A 23,160-nucleotide genomic window follows, 5' to 3' on the forward strand; every position below is an offset into this window, starting at 1 on the left:
ACTCATATGCGTCATATCTTAGTAATCGGAGCAGGAAAATCAACAGGTGTCCTATTAGATTATTTAAAAGAAAAATCTGAAACTCATCAATTGTTTATCACTGTAGGTGATAAGGATATAGACCAGGCATTGAGGTTGACTCACGGACATAAAAACTGTGAGGCGATAGCGCTAGATGTTTTTAATGCCGCAGATAGAAAGACGCAAATTGAAAAGGCTGATATCGTTGTCTCTATGTTGCCAGCTAGATTTCATATTGAAGTGGCAAAGGATTGTTTGAAGCTCGAGAAAAATATGGTTACCGCAAGTTATGTGAGTGAAGAAATGCAAGAACTTCACGATGATGTGGTGAAAAAGGGACTTGTGTTCATGAATGAGATTGGTGTTGACCCAGGAATTGATCATATGAGCGCCATGCAGGTTATCGATAAAATCAAAAAACAAGGTGGAAAAATGTTGCTTTTTGAATCGTTTACTGGTGGATTAGTTGCACCAGAACATGATGATAATTTATGGAATTACAAGTTCACGTGGAATCCTAGAAATGTGGTCACTGCTGGTCAAGGTGGTGCTGCAAAATTTATACAAGAAGGAACTTACAAATACATACCCTATAACCGACTTTTTAGGAGAACCGAGTTTCTTGATGTAGAAGATTATGGAAGGTTTGAAGCTTATGCAAACCGCAATAGCTTGCATTATCGTGAAATTTATGGCTTAGACGACGTTCTTACTCTATATCGTGGTACTATGAGAAGAGTAGGATTTAGTAGGGCTTGGAATATGTTTGTCCAACTGGGAATGACCGATGATACTTACCTCATGGAAGGTTCTGAAAACATGTCTTATCGAGATTTTGTAAATAGCTTTTTACCGTATTCACCAACTGATAGCGTAGAGCTCAAAATGCGCAATGAGCTTAAAATTGATCAAGATGATATAATGTGGGATAAACTATTAGAGCTAGATCTTTTTAGTTCTACTAAAATGATAAGTCTAAAAAATGCAACTCCTGCACAAATTCTTCAATATATCTTACAGGATTCTTGGACCTTGGAAGAAGGTGAAAAGGACATGATAGTTATGTATCACAAATTTGGATATGAACTTGATGGTGAGCGCAAACAAATAGATAGTACCATGGTTTGTCTGGGTGAAGGTGACTATAAAACAGCAATGGCCAAAACAGTGGGATTACCAGTTGCAATTGCTACTTTAAAAATACTTGATAAAGAAATTACAAATCCAGGTGTGCAAATTCCAATTTGCAGTTCTGTTTACGAACCAATTTTAAAAGAATTAGAGTCTTATGATATTCGCTTTCGCGAAAGCGAAACAAAATACCTAGGTTATAATCCTATTCATCGTTAGGTAGTAGCCATAAGGTTACAGCCTCTAATATCGCTGTGGTCAAACCTACCAAGAACTTCAAAGGTACCGTCCTGGTAAACCTTTCCTAGATCTTGGGTAGCAATAAAACTACAAGAATAATAATTAGCAAGGTCGATAATGTTTAAGCCACCTGTCTTGCCGTAATCTTGACTACTCAACGGATCATTGAGTTGCCTGGCAGATACACGCATCCAATTTGGAGTTTTAAATAGCCTACCATCAGATGAATATGCTTGTGACAGTAATTCTGTCATTCCATACTCACTGTGAATTTGAGCCTTTGAGAAAGAGATCTTTAGTATATCATGAAGTTCAGACTTAATAATCTCCTTTCTCATCCCTTTCATTCCTCCAGTTTCAATGATTATTGTATTAGGTAAATCCATCGGGCACATTTCAGCGAGTTGTAAAAGAGCAAACGTAACACCAATTAATATTACTTTTTTATCCTTCAATTCTTGAAGGATTATAATGAGGTCTTCCATGTTTCTTAAATAGAAGCCGCTTTTCTCATGTTTACTTTGTTGGATCCATCTGTTAACCATGTGTACTAGAGACGAGCCAGTGCGATCTAGATAATGCGGTAAGAGGCCAAGAACTACATAATCTTCAATATTGCCATATACTTCTTTGAAAGATAGATCTAGACTACTGTGATAATCTTCTATCGAATGTACTAGATGTCTTGAGACTGTGCTGCCTGTTGTACCAGAACTTGTAAATGTTTGTTGTATTTGTTTTCCTGTAATTACCACATCATGAGTTTTGAAAAATTCAATTGGTAAAAACGGTATTTCCTCTATCTGGTGAACTTGTTTGTTTCCTAAGAGGTAATTACAGTACCTTTTATAAACGGGATTGTTGTTGTACTGATAGTTGAATTGATGAATACATTGTTCATTAAATTCCTTATGGTCTTTTATAGTAAAAGGATTTTTTCTAGTAGTATTCATATTAAAGGCAAAAATAAAAAAGCACTGCGTATCGCAGTGCTTTTTATTCTATAATGTGATCGTAGTTTACTTAACGATTAGTTTACGAGTTTGAGAAACTTCATTTTGAGAAATTCTTACAATATAAAGACCAGCATCAAGGCTAGAAATGTTTAATTCTCTTGTAACATTCTGTACATTAAGTATCTGTTGTCCTAATGTGCTGTATACAGTTACGTTAACTGGTTGTCCGTTTGAAGTATTGATAAATAATTTATCAGTACTGTTAGGATTAGGATAAATGTTGAAATCTGCTGAGTCAATCGTATCGTTAGAAAGGATAGTGATATCAGTAAGATCTCTAGCTTGAATGTGGTAACCATTACTTCTTTGAGTAATAAAACCAATAAGGCTTGTAGGTTGTGTAGGATATATTGATCCTATATAATCTACATTGAAAAGAGCTCTATGAGAAAAGCTGTCCATTCCAACAGAAATAGGTTGCTCGTCACCGTTTGAAAATGCTAGAGTACCATCTGCATTGTCAAAAGTAACATTATCAATTTGTACAATTTCAGATTCGTAGTCTTCTGGGTTTGCGTTTAATTGCGCAAGAGTAACTATTTCTGGAGCAACTGTGTTTCCTGTGCTCGTTGGAGCTCCAGTGTCTACAGTTGGAGTGAATTGAAGTAGTCCATTGAATTCACTAAGAGTACCTGTAACTCCCGTGATTCCATCACCTCTTACTAGAGCAGTTGTAATAATTCCAGAATTATCATCAATTAAAACACCAGCAGTCGCGTCTTGTATCCATTTTTGGTTTCTGAAACCTTCAGTATGAGTAATTATTACTTCTCCGGCAACAGTTATAACATCAGAAGTAGGAAGGCTTATTGCTCTTAATGCAGCAAGGTCTTGAACTTGTTGAGCACCTGGAACTGTAAAGCTTACTGATTGAGAAACAGCAGGGTTTAAAGGAGCACCTACATTATCTACTAGTTGAATTGTTACGGTATAAGTAGCAGGACTTAAACTTGTAAATGAAATATCTGTAGTGTCGAATTTATCAACAAAGCCGTTGTTGTCTAATTCATATTGAACATAACCATCACCACCAGCTGATGCTACGTTAAAATTGGTTACCACAAATGAAACATCTACATTGCTAGTTACTGTACTTCCATTTGCAGGAGCAGTAATACTCAATGTTGGGTTAGTATTTGCAGTAGTGGTATAAGACCCTACATTGATGATAGATTCAAAAGTTGTTGTACCACACTGATTATCTAGAGTGTTAGGGGCAGTAGTATTCCAGTTTGCTTGATTAAAAGTAGCATCTGGACCAGTGCCATCAACTCTTTTTGCATAAGAGTCTAGATATTCCCAAGTTTCTCCGGTACCATCAACCATAGTACCGTATGTGTCTACCACATTTGTACTTACAGTTTCAATAATACGAATAGCATCATCTCCATTGTTGTTTGCAGCACTGGCGCTAGCATAATCAGTTGCAGGAATATTTGGAAATTCCAAATTTAAGGTAGCCTCGGTACCTGAGTACACGTAGACAAATGAATCTGTTCTAGTTCCAAAAACGCTTAGGTCAAAAGGAGAACCGAAAGCACCACCATTTGCAGATTTTTCTAAAGTATACTGTGTGAAATCAACTGTTCCATCAGCATAGATCTCAATTAATTTAGGAGTACCACCTGAACAGGTACCGTCCATTATTGATGTAATAATAGGTTGTTGAGCAAAAGAAAAAGAAGCAGCAAATAAGGCTACTAAAAAGTAAATTTGTTTCATAATTGATATAAATTTTGTGCAAAGATACCACGATTAATTAAGGTATCTGTTTGATAATCTAGGATTTAATATTAAGATAACATTTGAAAGAAATTCTTTCCAAACTTCCTCATTTCAAGTCTGCTATAATAATTGTAATTTTCCACGTGGTTTAAATTAACCTAAACCTAACACAACCTTAAAACGCTTTTAAACCATTCGATATAATTTCGAACTTTACTTACAATTCAACATGAAAGACTTAAAAGAGAAGATTTTAATAGTAGATGATGAACCAGATATCCTAGAAATTGTTGGTTATAATCTTAAGAATGAAGGATATCAGGTTTACACAGCAGAGAACGGCGATGAAGGTGTTAAAAAAGCCAAGAAAAAGAAGCCGGATCTTATCATACTAGACGTTATGATGCCTATTATGGATGGGATTGAAGCTTGTGAAAAAATGAGAAAAATTCCTGAATTGGATAATTCTATTATTACCTTTTTCACTGCTCGAGGCGAGGACTTCTCTATGATAGCTGGATTTGATGCAGGTGCCGATGATTATATTACAAAACCCGTTAAACCTAGATTACTTATAAGTAAGGTAAAGTCATTACTTAGAAGAAAAATAAAGGAAGTTGAGTCTGATGAAAATGTGGTAAAACTTGGTGATTTAGTAATCGATAAAGATCAATACAAAATCTTTTACAAGAAGGAAGAAATGATTCTACCTAGAAAGGAGTTTGAATTATTGTCTTTGCTGACAAGTAATCCGGGTAAAGTGTTTAAAAGAGAAGAAATTCTTGATGTCGTTTGGGGAAATGAGGTTGTAGTTGGAGGACGCACTATAGATGTTCACATTAGGAAATTAAGAGAAAAACTAGGAGAGAAGAGCTTTAAAACCGTAAAAGGAGTAGGCTATAAATATGTCAAATAACAATCCAATTTCTCAAAATAGAAAGAGTTATAGGTTTGCTTTTAGATCATCTTTATTTATAAGCAGTATTGCAGCTATTCTTATTATTTTATACGAGATTCTCTTTCATCCAGAATTACCTCTTGTATTTTGTATTGTATTTCCATTTTTACTTTTTGTTATTTCTTTTTTGGTCGTTCAATACAGGGCCCAGCAATACATTTACAAGAGTATTCAAAAAATATATGATGAGATAAGTATTTTAGAATCCACTTCTCTTATCGAGCAACCGGTGACTACCGATATGAGGACCTTGAAAAATCAAGTTGAAAAATTTGCTCGTAAGAAAAAAATAGAAATCGAAACTTTAAAGGTGCGTGAGAATTATCGTAAAGAGTTTCTAGGTAATATCTCTCATGAGCTTAAAACTCCGTTATTTACTATTCAAGGCTATATTGACACCCTTTTGGATGGCGCTCATAAAGACAAGGTAATTAGGAAAAAATACCTGCAACGAGCTCAAAAAGGAGTAGAGCGTCTTACTTATATTATTAATGACATGGATATGATCACTCGACTAGAGGTAGGTGATATGTCGTTGGATAAAAAAGAATTTGATATTGTTGCCTTGATAAAACAAGTCTTTGATCAGTTCGAAATGAAGGCAGGTAAAAAAAATATTACGCTTGCACTAGATATGAATTACGATTCACCAATAATGGTAAGAGCCGATCAAGAACGTATTCAGCAAGTAATTGCTAATTTGATTGTAAACAGCATCAAGTATGGGAGAAACAATGGAACTACTGAGATTGCTATAGAAGATCTAGTAAATAACAAGGTGATTATTAGAGTGACTGATAATGGTGAAGGTATTGACAAGGAGTTTGTTCCTAGGTTATTTGAGCGCTTCTTTAGGGTTGACCGAACGGGTTCTCGTAAAGAAGGAGGCTCTGGTTTAGGACTTGCTATTGTTAAACATATTATCGACGCTCATCGAGAAAGCATCTACGTTGACAGTGAATTAGGAATCGGTTCTGAGTTTTCATTTACTCTAGAAAAAGCTTCGTCTAGGCTAGAAGATATTGAAGTAGTTGAAGAATAACTCTCAACTAGTCCTTTATATTCATCTACCATTTTAAGCATATTGATGTCAAACTCATCCTGATTGCAATAAGGAGCAAATCCAGCTTTTTGTAAATGTTCTGCGAGGTATTCTTGCTCAAATTGACCTGGTGTTGGGATGAAAAAAGCCTTCTTTTTTAATTTTTGTAAATCCATTACGGTGGTATAACCACTACGTGATAAAATTAATTTACTTCTGTCAAAGGCCTTCTGTAATCCCTGTGTATCTAGGTAGTTGCAATAAGTAATGTGTCCACTTTTAACAATAGTCTGTTCTTTTTCTACCTTACCAGAAATAAAAAGGACCTTACCATTAAACTTTTCACACTCTTTTTTTAAACGACGTTCTAGAATTGATTTCTGTGGTTCTGGTCCAGATAGTAAGACCATTAAGTCATAGGTGTGACTTTGAGCGTTGTTTGGTACAAAACGAGATAGTGGACCCAAATAGATTTTCTTTAAATCACTATCCTCATTATAGCTTAATTTCCCACTTAAGTTAGGATAAGATTTAACATCAGGAATCCAGCATTGATCAAACTTCTTAATATAGTGTAAGTGCAGTTGTGTACTTAACCAAGTGGTTCCTCCAGATAAAACCTGCAATTGATGAGTGATAAATACGGTAGGAATTAGATTAGTATAAAGCCCTAATCTATTGTCTGAAATTATTCCGTCTAGTTTATACTTGATAATCAGGTGCTGCAATGCTTTGTGTTCAGATCTTATAGCTTGCCATATTCTAGGAGAATCCTTGATCAATTTCAACTTTAGAGATCCTCGCTCGTTTTGATAGGATATCTCATAGGATGGCAACTCGATAAACGTTAAAGTTGGAAATTCCTTTTTCAGCAGGTTAAGTGCGTCGCCATCACTTGCTATAATTGGTCTGTCCCCATTATCAATAATCGCATTGATAATAGGTATACATCTAGTGGCATGACCTAATCCCCAATTAAGTGGAGCAACAAGTATGTTTTTGTAATTTCGCACGAATCAAAGATACCTAACAGTTGGAATCTGATATCTTTGTAGGCATTAAGTAACCTTTAAATTATTGTATTTGGGAAGTAAAAATAAGCTTAAGAGATTTAAAGAAAATGAGACCTTTGACAATGTAATTCAGCCTACTAGGGATGAAATGTTAAACAATTTTACTCTTAAAGGAAGGTGGAATGAACACTTCGGTAATGATAAACCCATAACTCTTGAATTAGGTTGTGGTAAAGGTGAATACACTCTTGCACTAGCAAGAAAATATCCAGATCGTAATTTTATTGGTATCGATATAAAAGGAGCTAGATTTTGGCGTGGTGCAAAGACTGCTCTGGAAGAAGGATTAGATAACGTAGCTTTTTTACGTACTCAAATTGAATTAGTAGATTGCGCTTTCGCGAAAGCGGAAATAGCAGAAATCTGGATCACATTTCCAGATCCTCAAATTAAATACAAACGAACTAAGCACCGCATGACAAATGATGCTTTTCTAGCCAAGTACAAGCATGTTTTACAGGAAGACGGTGTGATGCACTTGAAAACAGATTCAGAGTTTATGCATGGCTACACCATAGGATTGTTACATGGTCGTGGTGATGAAATTCTTTATGCTCATCATGATATTTACTCAAATACTGAGGCTCCTGAAGAGGTAGTATCTACACAAACCTTTTATGAAAAACAATACTTAGAAGTAGGAAAGCCTATTACTTATTTGAAATTTAAGATTAAGTAATGGATTCGTTTTGGCACTTTGTTTTTGGTTTTTCAGTTGGATTTATAGGTGTTATTCCACCAGGATTATTAAATCTGACTGCAGCAAAAATTAGTGTTAATCAAGGTCGTAGAGCTGCGGTTTTATTTTGTGTAGGAGCTTCACTAGTTGTTGTGGCCCAGGTCTATGTAGGTGTGTTTTTTTCAAAGCTTCTTACGGATAATCAACAAGTGCTAATTGCTCTAGAACGGTTTGCTATTATTGCATTCTTTGCTTTATCTATTTTCTTTTTTATTAAAGCTAGATTAGATACAGCTACTGAAGTAAAAGCCGTTGAAAAATCTGGCTATAAGTTATTAGGTCATGGTATTATTCTTTCTACACTTAATGTATTTCCTATTCCTTTTTACATAGGGTTTAGTTCTTTTTTGGCTGATAGAGATTTATTCAAATTTGAATCACCTACTGCTCATTTTTTCATATTTGGAGCTTGTCTAGGGACTTTTTTAATGTTGTTGGCCTATGTGAAGTATGTCAAGAAATTCGGGTTTGATAGTGTGAATTTTGCGAGAAATATCAATTATTTGTTAAGTGGATTGACATTCTTGATAGCACTGGTTTCACTTATTAAAATGAGAGATGACATCTTCTAAAGACGATTTTTTTAATAAGGTGTACGATGTGGTAAGGCAAATACCAGTAGGTAGGGTTACTAGTTATGGTGCTATTGCTAGATTTTTAGGAGCGCCTCGCAGTAGTAGGGTAGTTGGATACGCAATGAATAGCAGTCACACACAAGATGATGTGCCAGCGCAACGAGTGGTGAATCGTAACGGTGTTCTTACAGGTAAACACCATTTTCCTGGTACAAAACTTATGCAACAATTATTAGAAAATGAAGGGCTAGATATTATTGATGATCAAGTCCAAAACCTTGATGAGGTGTTTTGGGATCCTAATATTGAATTAGAGCGTTAATCGTTTTTAGATTACAGGTTTTCTAAAATTATAGATACAAAATATATCCTACATTAAACCACCATATCCAATCATTGGCACGGTTGTTCTCGTTTAAAGGACTTAGACCGTCAACGTAGTTATCATTAACATAATAATGCCATTTTGAAGAGATTAATAAGTCACTTAATGGTCCAAGTTTATATCTCATTCCTATATCACCTACTAGCGCAATAGCACTACCTTGCGATGTGTCTATACGATCTAAAAAAGTTGGATACGTTGTAATAGGATTGTTCAAAGGTCCTAGGGAACTTGTAGCTTCTGGTCTATAACTTACATAATGTGCGCCGAAACCTAAATATGGAGCCACCTTTGGGCTTCCAGATTGAAAATCTCTTATACTCCAAGGAAACCATTCTAAATGGGCTCCTATTTCAAACACTCTAGCTTTACCTTCCATTGAGCGCAATTGTAAACCAGCTATTGATGGTCTGTCAGCTAGCTCACTTAAATGGTTAAGAGTGGTAACGTGATAACTAGCCTCACTTCTTATTTTAAAATGATCATTCCAGTATGTGTCGCGACTATAACAATTACAGTCTGCTCGATATGCAAAATTTATGTAATGTACCAGTCCTACACCTATACCTACATTACCTGAGTTAGTGTCAAAATCATATCGTTCTCCATAATCACTTTGAAAAGCAACAGGTCCAGTTATAAAACCTAGTTCGTGAGAGAATCCCAATTGAGCATTTATACTTTGCAATGATGTTACAAATAGAAGAAGGACTAGAATTTTCTTAATACTTGGTGTCATGTAGGAAGACTTTGTAAAGCGTCAAATATATAAAAATATATACCACTTTATGAGTTAATTAGGCTTTCACAGCGCAAATATCAATCAAACATAACCTATCCCATAGACGAACTACAATCCTTATTACTTTTTATTATGCTCGCATACCTAAAAATAACCTAAAAATGCATTCACGTAAATGGACTATCCTATATTTGCATCGTTAACGAAAACGTTTTCTTAAACGTATTTATATATCAATAATGGAAAAAAAGTTCAAGAATTTGTTGACCTTATAGAGAGTAAAAATCCTAATGAGCCAGAATTCATTCAAGCTGTAACTGAAGTTGCAGAGGCTGTAATCCCATTCATCGAAAAAAATCCAAAGTACCAAGTAGATAATTTGCTTGAACGTATGGCAGAGCCAGAGCGTGTAACCATGTTTAGAGTGCCGTGGACCGATGACCAAGGTAATGTACATGTAAACCGTGGTTACCGTATTCAAATGAATAGTGCTATTGGACCATACAAAGGTGGATTAAGATTTCACCCATCGGTAAATCTTAGTATACTTAAGTTCCTCGCTTTTGAACAAGTATTTAAAAATAGCCTTACTACATTGCCTATGGGTGGTGGTAAAGGTGGTTCTGATTTTAACCCAAAAGGAAAATCAGACCGTGAGGTAATGCGTTTTTGTCAAAGTTTTATGGTAGAACTACAACGCGTTATAGGAGCAGATACTGACGTGCCTGCTGGAGATATTGGAGTAGGAGCAAGAGAAATCGGTTACCTATTTGGATACTATAAGAAATTACGTAACGAGTTTACTGGTGTTCTTACTGGTAAAGGTTTGTCTTATGGTGGATCGCTTATGCGCCCAGAAGCTACAGGATACGGTAACGTATATTTTACTCAAAACATGCTAGCCACTCAAAATGATAAAATCGAAGGAAAAACTGTAGTGATTTCTGGTTCTGGAAATGTAGCACAGTTTGCTGCCGAGAAGATTCTAGAGTTAGGTGGTAAGGTAGTAGCTATGTCAGATTCTGGTGGATATATTTACGATGAAGACGGTATAGATACAGAAAAGCTAGAATTCATTATGGACCTTAAAAATAACAAGAGAGGTCGTATAAAAGAATATACTGATAAGTACACAAATGCTACCTTCCATGAAGGAGATCGTCCATGGAGTGTTAAGTGTGATATCGCCTTACCATGTGCTACTCAAAACGAGTTAAACGGTGACGAGGCTAAAACACTCGTTGAGAATGGATGTAAAGCAGTAGGTGAAGGTGCAAACATGCCTTGTACTCCAGAAGCTATTGAAGTATTTCTTGATAATAAAATCCTTTTTTCACCAGGAAAAGCAAGTAATGCTGGTGGTGTAGCAACTTCAGGACTAGAAATGTCTCAAAATTCAATGAGATACAACTGGACTAAAGAAGAGGTAGACAACAAGCTGAAAGACATCATGAACAGTATTCACGAACAATGTGTTGAATACGGTAAAGATGAAAACGGTTTTGTAGACTATGTAAAAGGAGCAAACATCGCAGGTTTTGTAAAAGTTGCTGATGCAATGCTAGCACAAGGCGTGGTTTAATAACATCGCTTTTAGTGATTACGCTTTCGCGAAAGCGTTATTCAAATCATAAATTTTAAAACCCTTTACCAGCAATGGTTCAGGGTTTTTTTCTTATACCTATTTTTGTATAAATAAATACGCAAGGTTTAAAAATAGCGTTATCCTTTCTATATGAAATATTTCTTTTTTAGTTTACTGATTGTATTGTCTATTAGGCTTCAGGCTCAAAACTTCGAAAATTCATGGGAAGGTTTTTTCTCATTTAATGAAATTATAGATCTAGAACGTACTGATGAAGTCATCTATGCAGCTGCTTCCAATTCAATTTTTACGTACAATATAGCTTCAGGGAAAATTTCTACTATCACTACTATCAATGGTTTGAGTGGTGAGCGAATTAGTCAAATATTTTATAGTGAGGATAAGGATGTGCTAGTGATTGCATTTGAAAATGGATTGTTACAGATTGTAGAGTCTACTGGAGATATCACTACCGAGGTAGCTATAAGAGACAAAGCAATAATCTCTCAAGAAAATAAAAGAGTCAATGAATTTCTTGAACGAGGTGATTTGCTTTACATCGCGACAAACTTTGGTATTGCAATTTATAATCTTGAAGACCTAGAGTTTGATGACACATACTTTATAGGAGATAATGGAAGTCAAATACAGGTAAATTCTATAGCAGTATCAAATAACACGCTTTTTGCAGCTACACAGGATGGAGGATTTAGAATTGCCGATATCACAAATCCTTTTTTAATTGATTTTGCAAATTGGACCCAGACAAACGGTGATGTTTGGGTTGAGGTTTTTCCGTTTGATAGTGAAATTTACGCCGTGACTGAAGGTAGATTCATATTTATATATAACGGATCTTCATTAGTATCTACAGGAATTAGAGTGCCTCAACTGGTTAAAGATGTTGATACTACAGATTCTACTATTTTATTTGTAGGGAATAATAGATCGTTTCTTTATGATACTAACTTGAATATAGTAAGTACTGTTGATCTGGTAAATGGAGAATCTTTTAATTATAATGCAGGTGTGATTGATACTTCTCAACTTTACTTAGGAACACAAAATAACGGTATGTTGATTTTCGACCAATCAAATTTTATAACTGCACAACAAGTGCTTGCTGATGGACCATCAAGAAATTCTGCTTTCTCGATAAGTGCTGTTCCTAATGAATTATGGGTAGCCTATGGCGACTATGATATTTTTTATAATCCGTTTCCACTAGAATCATTTGGTGTCTCTCACCTAGTGAATGAGTCTTGGATTAATCATGAATTTGACGATGTTTTAAACGCTCGTTCAATCGCAAGTATTACAATAAACCCGTCAAATACAAATCAAGTCTATTTGAATTCAATGATTGACGGCCTTATTGAATTTACAGATGATGTTGCGGTACAACAATTTACTGAGAGTAATACGTCAATGACTCAAATTGGAGGAAACCCAAATAACGGTACAAGGATTCCTAGCAGTGTATTTGATAGTTCTGGTGATTTATGGGTTCTTAATTCTATTACTAATACTACGATTAATAGAAAATCTCCTACAGATAATTGGACTGCTGTAGATTTTTCGGTGCCTTATCCTGGAGAATTAGAATTAACCAGCGCTACAAAAATAGATGTGTCTAGTACAGGTAATTTGTTCTTTGGTACCACAGGAGCCGGATTATATGCTTATAATCCAACTGATGGAACCTTTGGGAATTTAAATGAGAATATTCAAGAAGGTAACTTGGTAAATAATTATGTAAGTGCTGTACGACTGGATCAAAATAATGCACTTTGGATAGGCTCAAATCTAGGTTTAAGAGTATTGTTTAATGCTAATAGTATTTTTGAAGATCAAGTGACTGATGCTAGACCAATAGTTATAGAGGATTCAAACAATATTCCTAGAGAGTTGTTAGATGGTGTGACCATTTTGGACATAGAAATAGATGGAAACAATAGAAAGTGGATAGCTACCGCAGGATCAGGTGCTTTCCTGTTTTCTCCTAGTGGTAGGGAAACAATTTTTCAATTTACAAAGGAAAACTCTCCATTACCTAGTGATGTGATTAATGATATTGCAATAGATGGTGCTACAGGTAAAGTATATTTTGCAACGAACAACGGTATTGTAGCTTTTCAAGGTGATCGTTCTAGTGAACCTAGAGAAAATTTAGAAAATGTTTTCGTTTTCCCTAATCCGGTTAGACCAGGATTCAATGGTAATGTCACTATTGATGGATTGACAGATCGTGCACGGGTAAAAATTACCGATGTAGAAGGTAATCTAGTATACGAGGAAGTTTCACAAGGTGGAAGCATTACCTGGGATCAACGCAATTTTGGTGGAGTAAAAGTTGCTAGTGGCGTTTATTTACTTCTCATTTCAACCGATGATAACATAGAAACGACGGTTACTAAATTGATGATTATTAGATAACCAGTATGCTAGTAAACACTGCAGCACTCGTGCTTTCTACGGTCAAATATGGTGAAAGCGATATCATAGCAAAATTATTCACTCGTGAATTAGGAGTTCAATCCTATATGATAAAAGGAGTGCGCAAATCGCGTAAAGGCAAGTTGCGTATTTCATTCTTTCAACCACTTACACAATTAGAGATTCAAACCAATCATAAAGGAAAGGGTAATTTAGAGTATATTAAAGAAGCTGGGGTAAGAGTACCGTATTCAAATATTCACACTGATATTGTCAAAGGCAGTATTGCTTTGTTTTTCAGCGAGGTGCTCAGTCAGTTATTGATAAATGATCAACCAGATGAATCCCTCTTTGATTATTTAAACTACGCTTTTGAATTTTTAGACGTGACCGATCATGTCGCAAATTTTTCTATCAAAGTTCTTCTGGATACAAGTGTTATAATGGGATTTGGTATTGATCAGGCTTCAAACGATCAACCCTACCTTAATTTGCTTACTGGTGTTTTTGATGATAATGGATTACAACCTCATCACACTACTCAAAGTGAGGCCAGTCTCATAAAACAATTTATGGGCATAAAATTTGATGAGCTAGGTACTATAAAAATGAATAGATCTAGTCGTAATTCCTTACTTAGTTTGGTGATCGACTATTTTCAAATACATTTGCAAGTCTTTAAAAAACCATCGTCCTTGGCGATATTAAAACAGCTGTTTGATTCTTGATTAGAATAATAATTTTACTAGTTTTTTTAAGTGCATTTAATGCTTTTTCTCAAACAGTTACTGTTGTTAATAGTGAGACCGGTGAACCTGCAGTAAATGTTGCCATCTATAATAAATCAAAGAAGTTAAGCACCTATACTAATATTGATGGTAAAGCTAGACTGGATAAATTTGATCTAGATGAAAATTTATATTTTCAAGCTATTTCTTACTTGACTATACGATTGACAAAAAATCAAATTATTGCAAATGATAATTTAGTAGGACTTACACCTAGATCAGAGACTATAGATCCTATTGTTATTTCTGCTTCAAAATTTGAACAGCGAGAGAGAGACATACCTCAAAAAATAATAGCTATTCCAGGTTTAAAAGTTCAAGAGTATCAACCACAAACCACAGCAGATTTTTTGGAGCAAACAGGACAAGTATTTGTGCAAAAATCTCAACAAGGTGGTGGTAGTCCTATGATACGAGGCTTTTCAACTAATAGATTATTAATTACTGTTGATGGAGTGCGCATGAACAATGCGATTTTTAGAGGAGGAAACCTTCAAAACATCATATCAATAGACCCATTAAGCATTGATCGCAGCGAGGTGATTCTAGGTCCAGGCAGCGTGGTGTATGGTAGTGATGCTATAGGTGGTGTAATGAATTTTTATACAGCACAACCCAAATTTGCTCAAGATTCTTCCATGGTAAGTGGTCGTGTAATGGGAAGATATTCATCGGCAAATAATGAAAATACCGTTCATGCTAGGTTTAATTATCACGGTGATCAATGGGCCACTGCTACTAGTATAAGCTTAAATTATTTTGATGATCTACGCATGGGAGAACACGGTCCAGACGATTATTTAAGATTACAATATCAAACTAGAGCAAATCAGCAGGATGTAGTAGTTGATAATCCAGACTCCAGAGTACAAATTTCTAGTGGTTATGATCAAATCAATTTATTACAAAAAGTAAGTTATGAGCCTAGTTTAAAATGGCGATTAGATGCCAGTCTTATTTACACAGCTACTAGTGACTATTCTAGGTATGATGCATTGACACGCTTTCGCGAAAGCGGAGAACCCAGAAATGCGGCATGGTATTATGGGCCACAAAAATGGTTGCTCGCACATGGAGTTGCTACGCACAGAGGTAATGGGAAATGGTATGATAAATTGGTTATCAGCCAGTCCTTTCAAAAAGCTGAAGAAAGTCGTAATACTAGATCGTTCCAAAGTAATTCGTTATTCCGAAATAAAGAACAGGTAAATATTTGGAGCACCAGTGTAGATGCAGAGCGACGAGATAGAGAAAATAATGTTCTTTTCTATGGTGTCGAGTTTATTCACAACCGCGTAAATTCTAAGGGTAGTGAAGTTAATATAGAAACTAATGAGGTCCAGGCTGCGGCCTCTAGATATCCTGATGGTGCCTCATGGCGCTCACTCGCTGCGTATTTTAACTATCAATGGAGCATCAAAAAAAATCTAACATTGCAATCTGGATTGCGTTATAATCACATCTGGCTTAATGCAGATTTTGATCAAAGGTTTTTTGATTTCCCTTTTCAAAGCGCAACAGTTAACACAGGAGCACTTACCGGTGCAGCTGGATTAACATACTTACCTAATCCATCATGGGAACTCCGAGCAAATTTTAGTACGGCATTTAGAGCTCCAAACGTAGATGATGTTGGAAAAATATTTGACCCAGATCCGGGAACTCTTATTGTACCAAATCCTGACGTAGAATCTGAATACTCCTATAATACCGAACTGGGTGTAAAAAGAAAATGGAAAAACGTACAGTTCGAGATAGCAGGCTATCATACCTTCTTGAAAGACGCTTTGGTGCCTAGACCTTTCTCTTTTAATGGTCAAGATCAAATTGATTATCAAGGGGAAACTAGAAACGTATTTGCTATCCAAAATGGGCAAGAGGCTAGGATTTGGGGAATCGAAGTTGCAGGTAAATGGAATTTAGAGAATAACTGGTCCATTAAAGGAACTTATACTCATGTAAATGGTGAGCAAACAGAAGAGGATGGTAGTAAAGAGAACGTGAGGCATGTTGCACCAGATTTTGGAAGACTTGAAATTGAGAAAACTGGCTCTAGATGGAATGCAGCTGCTTGGGTGATGTTCAATGGAGAGTTAGGATTTAACGATCTAGACCCTACACAACGCAATAGACCTTATTTGTACGCTCTAGATGAAGATGGTAATCCTTATTCACCTAGATGGTACACGTTTAATGTGCGAGGTAATTACCAGTTAAAGGACGATATAACGGCAACAGTAATTATTGAAAATATAACCGATCAACGTTATCGAACTTACTCTAGTGGTATTGCTGCTGCAGGTCGCAATTTGATTGTTGCACTTAGATTTGACTTTTAAGGATTGAGTACACGGGCTTCTATACATGGTCAGCGATTTGAATTAGATCCTACTGGAGCGGTTTATTGGGTAGAACAAGATGTGTTGCTAATTGCCGATGTCCATTTAGGTAAAAGTGCTCATTTTAGAAAAAATGGGATGGCAGTTCCTGCTACTGCCGATGATAAAGAATATGACAAGCTTACCAACCTTATTCATAAATACAAGGCAAGTAGATTGTGGTTTTTAGGTGATTTATTTCACTCATATCAAAATGCTGAATGGCATTTTTTTGAACAATGGATGAGGTTTCAAACTGCTGATATAGCTCTTATTATGGGAAATCATGATGTGATTTCAAAAAAAAAATTCAACCGTATAGGATTAAAGACCTATGAGGCAATTAGAATGGATTCTATTTTCTTAACACATCATCCAGAAATTAAACAAGGCTTTTTTAATATCGCTGGACATATTCACCCTAGTGTGAAATTACAAGGCACCGGAAAACAATCTATGAAATTACCTTGCTTTCATGTATGTGAGACGGGAATGGTCCTGCCAGCATTCGGCGATTTCACTGGAACCTATACTATTCAGCCTAAAAAAGGAGATCGAGTATTTGTTGTTGCCGACAATAAAGTGATTGAAATGCGTTAAGCCTTTACAAAAGAAACTTCTTTATCGTTTTCTTGTTAGTACCTTAGTACTATGAGAAGAAAACTTTACGCAATACTCAATGCCATTATAGTAGTTGTTTTAATAGGCTGGAATGGATATGCAAATTCAGGTAATTTTAATGGAAAGAATGTAGGTGAGCTCAGTGCAGAATATAATAACCTGTTTACTCCTGCTAGTTATGCCTTTTCCATTTGGGGCCTTATTTTTTTATCCCTATTGATATTTTGCGCTTATGGTCTTTATTATGCTTTTAATGATAAACATAGAGATTTACTTAGGAGGTTATGTAGTTCTGATTTGATAAGCAACAATCAGAAAAAGTTTATAAACCGAACTGACTTCATTCTAACCACCGCTCCATTTTTCTTTATAGCAAACGTCTTGTGTTCCTTATGGGTAGCATTTTGGCTAGAAGAAATGATTTTAGTATCCGTTCTCATAATGTTTGGACTATTAAGTAGTCTACTTATATGCATAAAACGTTTGGATCTTGAAATTTGGGATGCTCCTATTCACATTATTGCTTTTGTATGGTGGCCGCTATGTTTGTACGCGGGATGGATAAGTGTTGCAACTATTGCAAATGTGGCATCCTATCTTGTAAGTGTGACTGATTTTACTATTGATGAACAAATTACAATAACCATTGTAATGGTTGCTGTAGCAGTTGTTATCAATCTATTTATGATTGTAAAACGTAATATGCGCGAGTTTGCATTAGTTGGAGTATGGGCATTAATAGCTATTGCAGTTAGACACTTTGAAGAGGTTACATGGATTGCTTATACTTCTTTGCTAGGAGCAGTTGTTCTATTTATTGCGGCTGGAATTCATGGTTCTAGAAATAAAGAAACAAGTCCAATAATGAAGTACAAGGAATATAAATCTCTAAGAAAGTAATAAGTTAAAAACTGCGTATATCATTACCCCAACTTGGATACGTGAAAATGGTGTTTTTTAAATTTTCAAATGTCATTCCAGCATTCATGGCAACTGCAAACATGTTTATTTGTTCTGATGCCTCTGGACCTATAATATGAGCTCCTACAATCTCATTGTTACTTTTATCTAGTAATATTTTGTATGCATATTTAATTCCTTGTAAGCGTCTGTTATTAAACCAGGAGGAAGCATCGTTTTCAATAACCTCATAGTTTAGCCCGTTTTCATTAGCTTGTTTTTCTGTAAGGCCTATTCCAGCAATTGTAGGAATCATAAAAACAGCGCTAGGAATTGCTGGGACTTTTAATTCTTTATTATTCCCTAGTATATTTTCACTTACAACTTGTGCTTCAATACCACTTAAAGGAGTTAAGGGTAGGGTTTTAATACTTACATCACCACAAGCGTAGAAGTTTTCTTGACTCTCACTTTGTAATTTAGAGTTTACGACGATACCATTACGATTTGTCACTACACCAGCATTTTCCAATTTTAAATCGTCAATGGATGGCACTCTACCCGATGTGTTAAAAACCACATCGACCGTTTTTTGATGTTGAATACCATCTTGATGATAGTAAACAATATGTTTTTCATCTATCTTTTCAATGGAGCTGGCTTGAGAATTAAGTTGTATTGAAATTCCTAATTTTATACTTAACTGTTGAGCATGATGTACCGTGTATTCTTCAAATGGATTTAGAATGCGTTCACTTCTTTGCAGTACGGTTACTTCGCACCCTAATCTGTGAAGAATGTGACTAAATTCCATTCCTATATATCCACCACCTATAAAAAGAACTTTCTTGGGAAGTTGTTTCATTGAAAAAAAGTCGCCACTGGACAACGTATATTCAGCACCAGGAATATCTAGAGGTCTAGTTTTCATTCCAGTTGCTATCACAAACTTTTTAGAGTATATCTTCTCTCCTTCAATATCTAGTGTATTTTTATCTACAAAAGAGGAATTACCGTGGTAACAATCTATCCCTGCTTCTTTAAATTTATTTTCGGTACGCTGCGGTATGTTGTCACGATAAGATTCAACTTGATTCAGCATTTGCTCCCAAGAAGCTGTAGCAGTTCTAGATATCCCATTTCCCTTTAAGTCACCGCTTAAATTTTGAGCTTCAATTGCTGCAAGAAGAATTTTTTTGGGATCACAGCCACGTTGGGCGCATGTTCCTCCATATTCTCTTATATCGATAACTCCTACTTTTTTTCCAGAGTTGGCACATTGAGTAGCTACTAACTGTCCTGCAGTTCCAGTTCCTATTACAAATACATCATATGTTTTCATAGTAAGCAAGTTAAACCTAGATACTGTTAAATGCTCTTAAACTCAATCCAAAGCTTTTCTAAAACTCAGGGAGCGACCTATCTTTGCGACTCAATACAAGGATTTTGAGTTATACTTCTATATTAGAGCGTTTTAAAAGCTTATCACAAACCAACGTTTTAAATGACCTAGTTCAAGATGCAAAGGGCTATCATACTATTAGTGGATTAAACGGTAGTAGTTATTCCATGTTGATAAAGGTTCTTTTTGATCAGGCAGAAAAACCGTTTTTACTTATATGTGATGATAAGGAACAAGCAGCGTATTATTTAAATGATCTAGAACAGAGTATAGGAGAAGATCACGTGCTATTTTATCCAGGTAGTTATCGCAGGCCCTATCAAATTGAGGAGACTGACAACGCCAATGTATTGTTACGAGCTGAGGTCCTCAATAGGATAAACTCTAGAAAAAAACCAGCGGTAATCGTCACTTATCCAGATGCTTTGTTTGAAAAGGTTGTGACTCGGAAAGAACTTGAAAAAAATACCCTTAAAATTTCGGTTGGCGATCAAATCACCGTTGATTTTGCTAACGAAGTTTTATTCGAGTACGAGTTTAAAAGAGTTGATTTTGTGACTGAGCCAGGAGAATTTTCCCTAAGAGGAGGAATATTAGATGTGTTCTCTTTTAGTAACGACGAGCCCTATCGAATTGAGTTTTTTGGAAATGAAATCGATTCCATTCGAGTTTTTGATGTTGAAACCCAATTAAGTAAGGAACAGGTTAAAAAAATCTCAATTATTCCAAATGTTGAACACAAAAAACTTGAAGAAACTAGAGAGAGTTTCCTTAAATACCTGTCTAATAAGACCAGTATTTTTGCTTTTCACTTAGAACTACTCTACGGTCGATTAGACTCGCTTTTCGCGAAAGCGGAACAAGAATATAACAATTTGCAAGGCGAAATACGTCAATTATCGCCACAGGAAATTTTTGCAAATTCTGAGCTTATCAAAAAGCAGCTAAAAGAGTATAATCACTTTGAATTTGTTGCCAATCAAGGAGAAATAGCATTTAAGACACAGCCACAACCATCTTTTAACAAGCAGTTTGAGTTATTGATTGAAAATCTTGAAACTAACAAGGCAGATGGTATCAAGAACTATATCTTTTGTGGTACCGCACAACAAGCAAAACGTTTTCATGACATTTTTGACGACATGAATGCTACCGTCGAGTATGAAACCGTAGTAGCTCCTTTATATCGTGGATTTATAAGTTATGATTTGCGTATTGCATGTTATACCGATCATCAAATATTTGAACGATATCATAAGTTTCATCTCAAAAATGGATACGCAAAAAAACAAGCGATTACCTTAAAGGAACTTAACTCGCTCGAGATTGGAGATTATGTTACTCATATAGATCATGGAATAGGGAAATTTGGTGGATTACAAAAGGTCGATCAAAATGGTAAACAACAAGAGGCCATTAAACTTATTTATGGTGAACGAGATATCTTATATGTATCAATTCATTCCTTACATAAAATTACCCGATTTTCAAGTAAAGATGGTAAACCACCAAAAATTTACAAATTAGGTAGTCCAGCCTGGAAGAAACTGAAACAAAAAACTAAGAAAAAGGTAAAGGAAATTGCTTTTGATCTTATCAAACTTTACGCAAAACGTAAATCGAAAAAAGGATTTCAGTATGCGCCAGATGGTTATTTACAAAATGAACTCGAGGCTAGTTTTATCTATGAAGATACACCAGATCAAAGTGCAGCCACCGCCGATGTAAAGGCCGATATGGAAAGCGATAAACCAATGGATAGATTGGTTTGTGGTGATGTAGGTTTTGGTAAGACAGAGGTAGCCATAAGAGCTGCCTTTAAAGCAGCGGTTAATGGAAAACAAGTCGCTGTTCTTGTGCCTACAACTATTTTAGCTTTTCAGCATGCTAAATCTTTTAAAGAACGATTGTCGGATTTACCTGTGAAGGTAGATTACTTAAACCGTTTCAGAACAGCAAAAGAACGACGAGCAGTTCTTGATGGACTTGCCGATGGAAGTATCGATATCGTAATAGGCACCCATCAACTTGTAAATAAATCTGTTCGTTTTAAGGATCTCGGACTTTTGATTATTGATGAGGAGCAAAAATTTGGAGTTGCAGTAAAAGATAAATTAAAAACCCTTAAAGAAAATATCGATACGCTCACGTTAACAGCGACACCTATTCCTAGAACACTTCAGTTCTCATTAATGGCTGCTCGTGATTTAAGTGTTATTAAAACACCACCGCCTAATAGACATCCTGTCGAAACAAAGGTGGTTCGTTTTAGTGAAGAGGTAATTCGTGATGCTGTGAGTTATGAAATCTCAAGAGGCGGACAAGTGTTTTTTGTCCATAATCGAATCGAGAATATAAAGGAAGTAGCAGGAATGATTCAAAGATCAGTACCCGATGCAAAAATTGGTATAGGTCATGGTCAAATGGATGGTAAAAAATTAGAGGAACTCATGCTTTCATTTATGAACGGTGAGTTTGATGTACTCGTTTCAACAACCATAATTGAAAGTGGTCTGGATGTCCCAAATGCTAATACGATTTTTATAAATAACGCTAATAACTTTGGCTTGTCTGATCTACATCAAATGAGAGGTAGAGTAGGGCGTAGTAATAAAAAAGCCTTCTGTTACTTCATAACGCCACCCTATGAGGTTATGACTGATGACGCACGTAAACGTATTCAAGCAATTGAAACATTTTCTGATTTAGGAAGTGGTTTCAATATCGCAATGAAAGATCTTGAAATACGTGGAGCTGGAGACATTTTAGGTGGTGAACAAAGCGGTTTTATGAATGAAATTGGTTTTGATACCTATCAAAAAATCCTTGCCGAAGCTATTTCTGAATTAAAAGAAAATGAATTCAAGGATCTTTATATTGAGGATGAAGTAGATAAAAAACCTGTTACTGATGTCAATATAGATACTGATTTTGAATTATTATTTCCAGATGATTATATCAACTCCATTACAGAAAGATTATCGCTTTATTCAAAATTGAATGAGGTTGAAAACGAGGATGAGTTACAAAATTATCGAAAAGAATTAGTAGATCGTTTTGGAGAATTACCAGATGAAGCAGAAGACTTACTTACAAGTATTCGTATAAAGTGGATTGCTGCTAATATGGGGCTTGAAAAAATTGTTATGAAAAACGGAAAGTTCGTAGGCTACTTTGTAAGTGATCAACAAAGTGATTTTTATCAATCACCAGCATTTGGAAAGGTGTTACAGGCAGTTCAATCTCATCCTAGACAATTTAAGATGAAGGAGAAACAAACAAGAGCTGGATTACGTTTATTACTCACTATACCAGATATTAAAACAGTTGATGAAGCATTTGAAGCTTTAAATAAAATATTACCATTGCCGGTCCATGAAAAAGCTTAATAAAAGCAGAAGCT

Annotated in this window: 18 protein-coding genes; 13 read left to right on the forward strand and 5 right to left on the reverse strand. The window is 35.5% G+C overall.

Annotated elements, in window-relative coordinates; all coding sequences use genetic code 11:
* The first annotated feature begins 6 nt into the window (after nt 1-6).
* On the forward strand, nt 7-1,371 hold the full coding sequence (locus BST93_RS04145) for a saccharopine dehydrogenase family protein (RefSeq protein ID WP_105018190.1): 1,365 nt from the start codon (nt 7-9) through the stop codon (nt 1,369-1,371).
* Here BST93_RS04145 and BST93_RS04150 read toward each other — a convergent pair.
* Nucleotides 1,368-2,345, reverse strand: coding sequence for a LuxE/PaaK family acyltransferase (locus BST93_RS04150; RefSeq protein ID WP_105018191.1), 978 nt, complete (start codon nt 2,343-2,345; stop codon nt 1,368-1,370). The two genes, BST93_RS04145 and BST93_RS04150, sit on opposite strands and share 4 nt — an antisense overlap.
* Nucleotides 2,346-2,411: 66 nt before the next feature.
* Nucleotides 2,412-4,130 carry a T9SS type A sorting domain-containing protein gene (locus BST93_RS04155; RefSeq protein ID WP_105018192.1) on the reverse strand — a complete coding sequence of 573 codons (1,719 nt, stop codon included), beginning with the start codon at nt 4,128-4,130 and terminating at the stop codon, nt 2,412-2,414.
* A 232-nt stretch (nt 4,131-4,362) separates the two neighbouring features.
* Between BST93_RS04155 and BST93_RS04160 the strand changes: the two genes are divergently transcribed.
* The gene (locus BST93_RS04160; RefSeq protein WP_042276185.1) at nt 4,363-5,049 is read left to right on the forward strand and encodes a response regulator transcription factor; all 687 of its coding nucleotides are present in this window, start codon (nt 4,363-4,365) and stop codon (nt 5,047-5,049) included.
* A complete protein-coding gene (locus BST93_RS04165) occupies nt 5,039-6,133 on the forward strand; it encodes a sensor histidine kinase (protein WP_105018193.1) in 1,095 nt (364 codons plus the stop codon). Before BST93_RS04160 ends, BST93_RS04165 begins: the two co-directional genes overlap by 11 nt.
* On the opposite strand, the gene BST93_RS04170 is transcribed toward BST93_RS04165, so the two are convergent.
* Nucleotides 6,037-7,146 (reverse strand): glycosyltransferase, encoded by a 1,110-nt coding sequence (locus BST93_RS04170; RefSeq protein WP_105018194.1) that lies wholly within the window; start codon nt 7,144-7,146, stop codon nt 6,037-6,039. The two genes, BST93_RS04165 and BST93_RS04170, sit on opposite strands and share 97 nt — an antisense overlap.
* A gap of 70 nt (nt 7,147-7,216) precedes the next feature.
* Between BST93_RS04170 and trmB the strand changes: the two genes are divergently transcribed.
* From trmB to BST93_RS04185, 3 genes are read left to right on the forward strand one after another with little or no spacing between them, the layout of a single operon-like run.
* Nucleotides 7,217-7,885, forward strand: a complete 669-nt coding sequence (gene trmB, locus BST93_RS04175) for a tRNA (guanosine(46)-N7)-methyltransferase TrmB (protein WP_105018195.1) — start codon at nt 7,217-7,219, stop codon at nt 7,883-7,885.
* Nucleotides 7,885-8,517 carry a LysE family transporter gene (locus tag BST93_RS04180; protein ID WP_060523280.1) on the forward strand — a complete coding sequence of 211 codons (633 nt, stop codon included), beginning with the start codon at nt 7,885-7,887 and terminating at the stop codon, nt 8,515-8,517. Before trmB ends, BST93_RS04180 begins: the two co-directional genes overlap by 1 nt.
* A complete protein-coding gene (locus BST93_RS04185; RefSeq protein ID WP_105018196.1) occupies nt 8,504-8,842 on the forward strand; it encodes an MGMT family protein in 339 nt (112 codons plus the stop codon). Before BST93_RS04180 ends, BST93_RS04185 begins: the two co-directional genes overlap by 14 nt.
* 28 nt (nt 8,843-8,870) lie before the next feature.
* Here BST93_RS04185 and BST93_RS04190 read toward each other — a convergent pair whose 3' ends face one another.
* A complete protein-coding gene (locus tag BST93_RS04190; protein WP_105018197.1) occupies nt 8,871-9,644 on the reverse strand; it encodes a THC0290_0291 family protein in 774 nt (257 codons plus the stop codon).
* Between the two features lie 235 nt (nt 9,645-9,879).
* Between BST93_RS04190 and gdhA the strand changes: the two genes are divergently transcribed.
* The 6 genes from gdhA (at nt 9,880) to BST93_RS04220 (ending at nt 18,355) form a co-directional block, all read left to right on the forward strand.
* On the forward strand, nt 9,880-11,229 hold the full coding sequence (gene gdhA, locus BST93_RS04195) for an NADP-specific glutamate dehydrogenase (RefSeq protein WP_105018198.1): 1,350 nt from the start codon (nt 9,880-9,882) through the stop codon (nt 11,227-11,229).
* Nucleotides 11,230-11,382: 153 nt separating this feature from the next.
* Nucleotides 11,383-13,668, forward strand: a complete 2,286-nt coding sequence (gene porZ, locus BST93_RS04200) for a type IX secretion system anionic LPS delivery protein PorZ (RefSeq protein ID WP_105018199.1) — start codon at nt 11,383-11,385, stop codon at nt 13,666-13,668.
* A gap of 5 nt (nt 13,669-13,673) precedes the next feature.
* A complete protein-coding gene (gene recO / locus BST93_RS04205; RefSeq protein ID WP_105018200.1) occupies nt 13,674-14,396 on the forward strand; it encodes a DNA repair protein RecO in 723 nt (240 codons plus the stop codon).
* Nucleotides 14,393-16,795, forward strand: coding sequence for a TonB-dependent receptor (locus BST93_RS04210; protein ID WP_105018201.1), 2,403 nt, complete (start codon nt 14,393-14,395; stop codon nt 16,793-16,795). Before recO ends, BST93_RS04210 begins: the two co-directional genes overlap by 4 nt.
* 3 nt (nt 16,796-16,798) lie before the next feature.
* Nucleotides 16,799-17,434 carry a ligase-associated DNA damage response endonuclease PdeM gene (gene pdeM, locus BST93_RS04215; protein WP_105018202.1) on the forward strand — a complete coding sequence of 212 codons (636 nt, stop codon included), beginning with the start codon at nt 16,799-16,801 and terminating at the stop codon, nt 17,432-17,434.
* A gap of 51 nt (nt 17,435-17,485) precedes the next feature.
* A complete protein-coding gene (locus tag BST93_RS04220; RefSeq protein WP_105018203.1) occupies nt 17,486-18,355 on the forward strand; it encodes a TspO-related membrane protein in 870 nt (289 codons plus the stop codon).
* Between the two features lie 4 nt (nt 18,356-18,359).
* On the opposite strand, the gene BST93_RS04225 is transcribed toward BST93_RS04220, so the two are convergent.
* A complete protein-coding gene (locus BST93_RS04225) occupies nt 18,360-19,697 on the reverse strand; it encodes a dihydrolipoyl dehydrogenase family protein (protein WP_105018204.1) in 1,338 nt (445 codons plus the stop codon).
* A gap of 104 nt (nt 19,698-19,801) precedes the next feature.
* Between BST93_RS04225 and mfd the strand changes: the two genes are divergently transcribed.
* On the forward strand, nt 19,802-23,146 hold the full coding sequence (gene mfd, locus BST93_RS04230) for a transcription-repair coupling factor (protein WP_105018205.1): 3,345 nt from the start codon (nt 19,802-19,804) through the stop codon (nt 23,144-23,146).
* The last annotated feature ends 14 nt before the right edge of the window (nt 23,147-23,160 follow it).

Source organism: Nonlabens tegetincola (assembly GCF_002954355.1).
GTDB lineage: Bacteria > Bacteroidota > Bacteroidia > Flavobacteriales > Flavobacteriaceae > Nonlabens > Nonlabens tegetincola.

Bases quoted from the DNA above. Each gene is read 5' to 3' on its own strand.
- BST93_RS04220 (WP_105018203.1), top strand. From the start codon at position 17,486: ATGAGAAGAAAACTTTACGCAATACTCAATGCCATTATAGTAGTTGTT.
- recO (WP_105018200.1), top strand. From the start codon at position 13,674: ATGCTAGTAAACACTGCAGCACTCGTGCTTTCTACGGTCAAATATGGT.
- BST93_RS04180 (WP_060523280.1), top strand. From the start codon at position 7,885: ATGGATTCGTTTTGGCACTTTGTTTTTGGTTTTTCAGTTGGATTTATA.
- BST93_RS04160 (WP_042276185.1), top strand. From the start codon at position 4,363: ATGAAAGACTTAAAAGAGAAGATTTTAATAGTAGATGATGAACCAGAT.
- BST93_RS04150 (WP_105018191.1), bottom strand. From the start codon at position 2,345: ATGAATACTACTAGAAAAAATCCTTTTACTATAAAAGACCATAAGGAA.
- BST93_RS04165 (WP_105018193.1), top strand. From the start codon at position 5,039: ATGTCAAATAACAATCCAATTTCTCAAAATAGAAAGAGTTATAGGTTT.
- BST93_RS04185 (WP_105018196.1), top strand. From the start codon at position 8,504: ATGACATCTTCTAAAGACGATTTTTTTAATAAGGTGTACGATGTGGTA.
- BST93_RS04190 (WP_105018197.1), bottom strand. From the start codon at position 9,644: ATGACACCAAGTATTAAGAAAATTCTAGTCCTTCTTCTATTTGTAACA.
- BST93_RS04155 (WP_105018192.1), bottom strand. From the start codon at position 4,130: ATGAAACAAATTTACTTTTTAGTAGCCTTATTTGCTGCTTCTTTTTCT.
- BST93_RS04145 (WP_105018190.1), top strand. From the start codon at position 7: ATGCGTCATATCTTAGTAATCGGAGCAGGAAAATCAACAGGTGTCCTA.
- porZ (WP_105018199.1), top strand. From the start codon at position 11,383: ATGAAATATTTCTTTTTTAGTTTACTGATTGTATTGTCTATTAGGCTT.
- BST93_RS04225 (WP_105018204.1), bottom strand. From the start codon at position 19,697: ATGAAAACATATGATGTATTTGTAATAGGAACTGGAACTGCAGGACAG.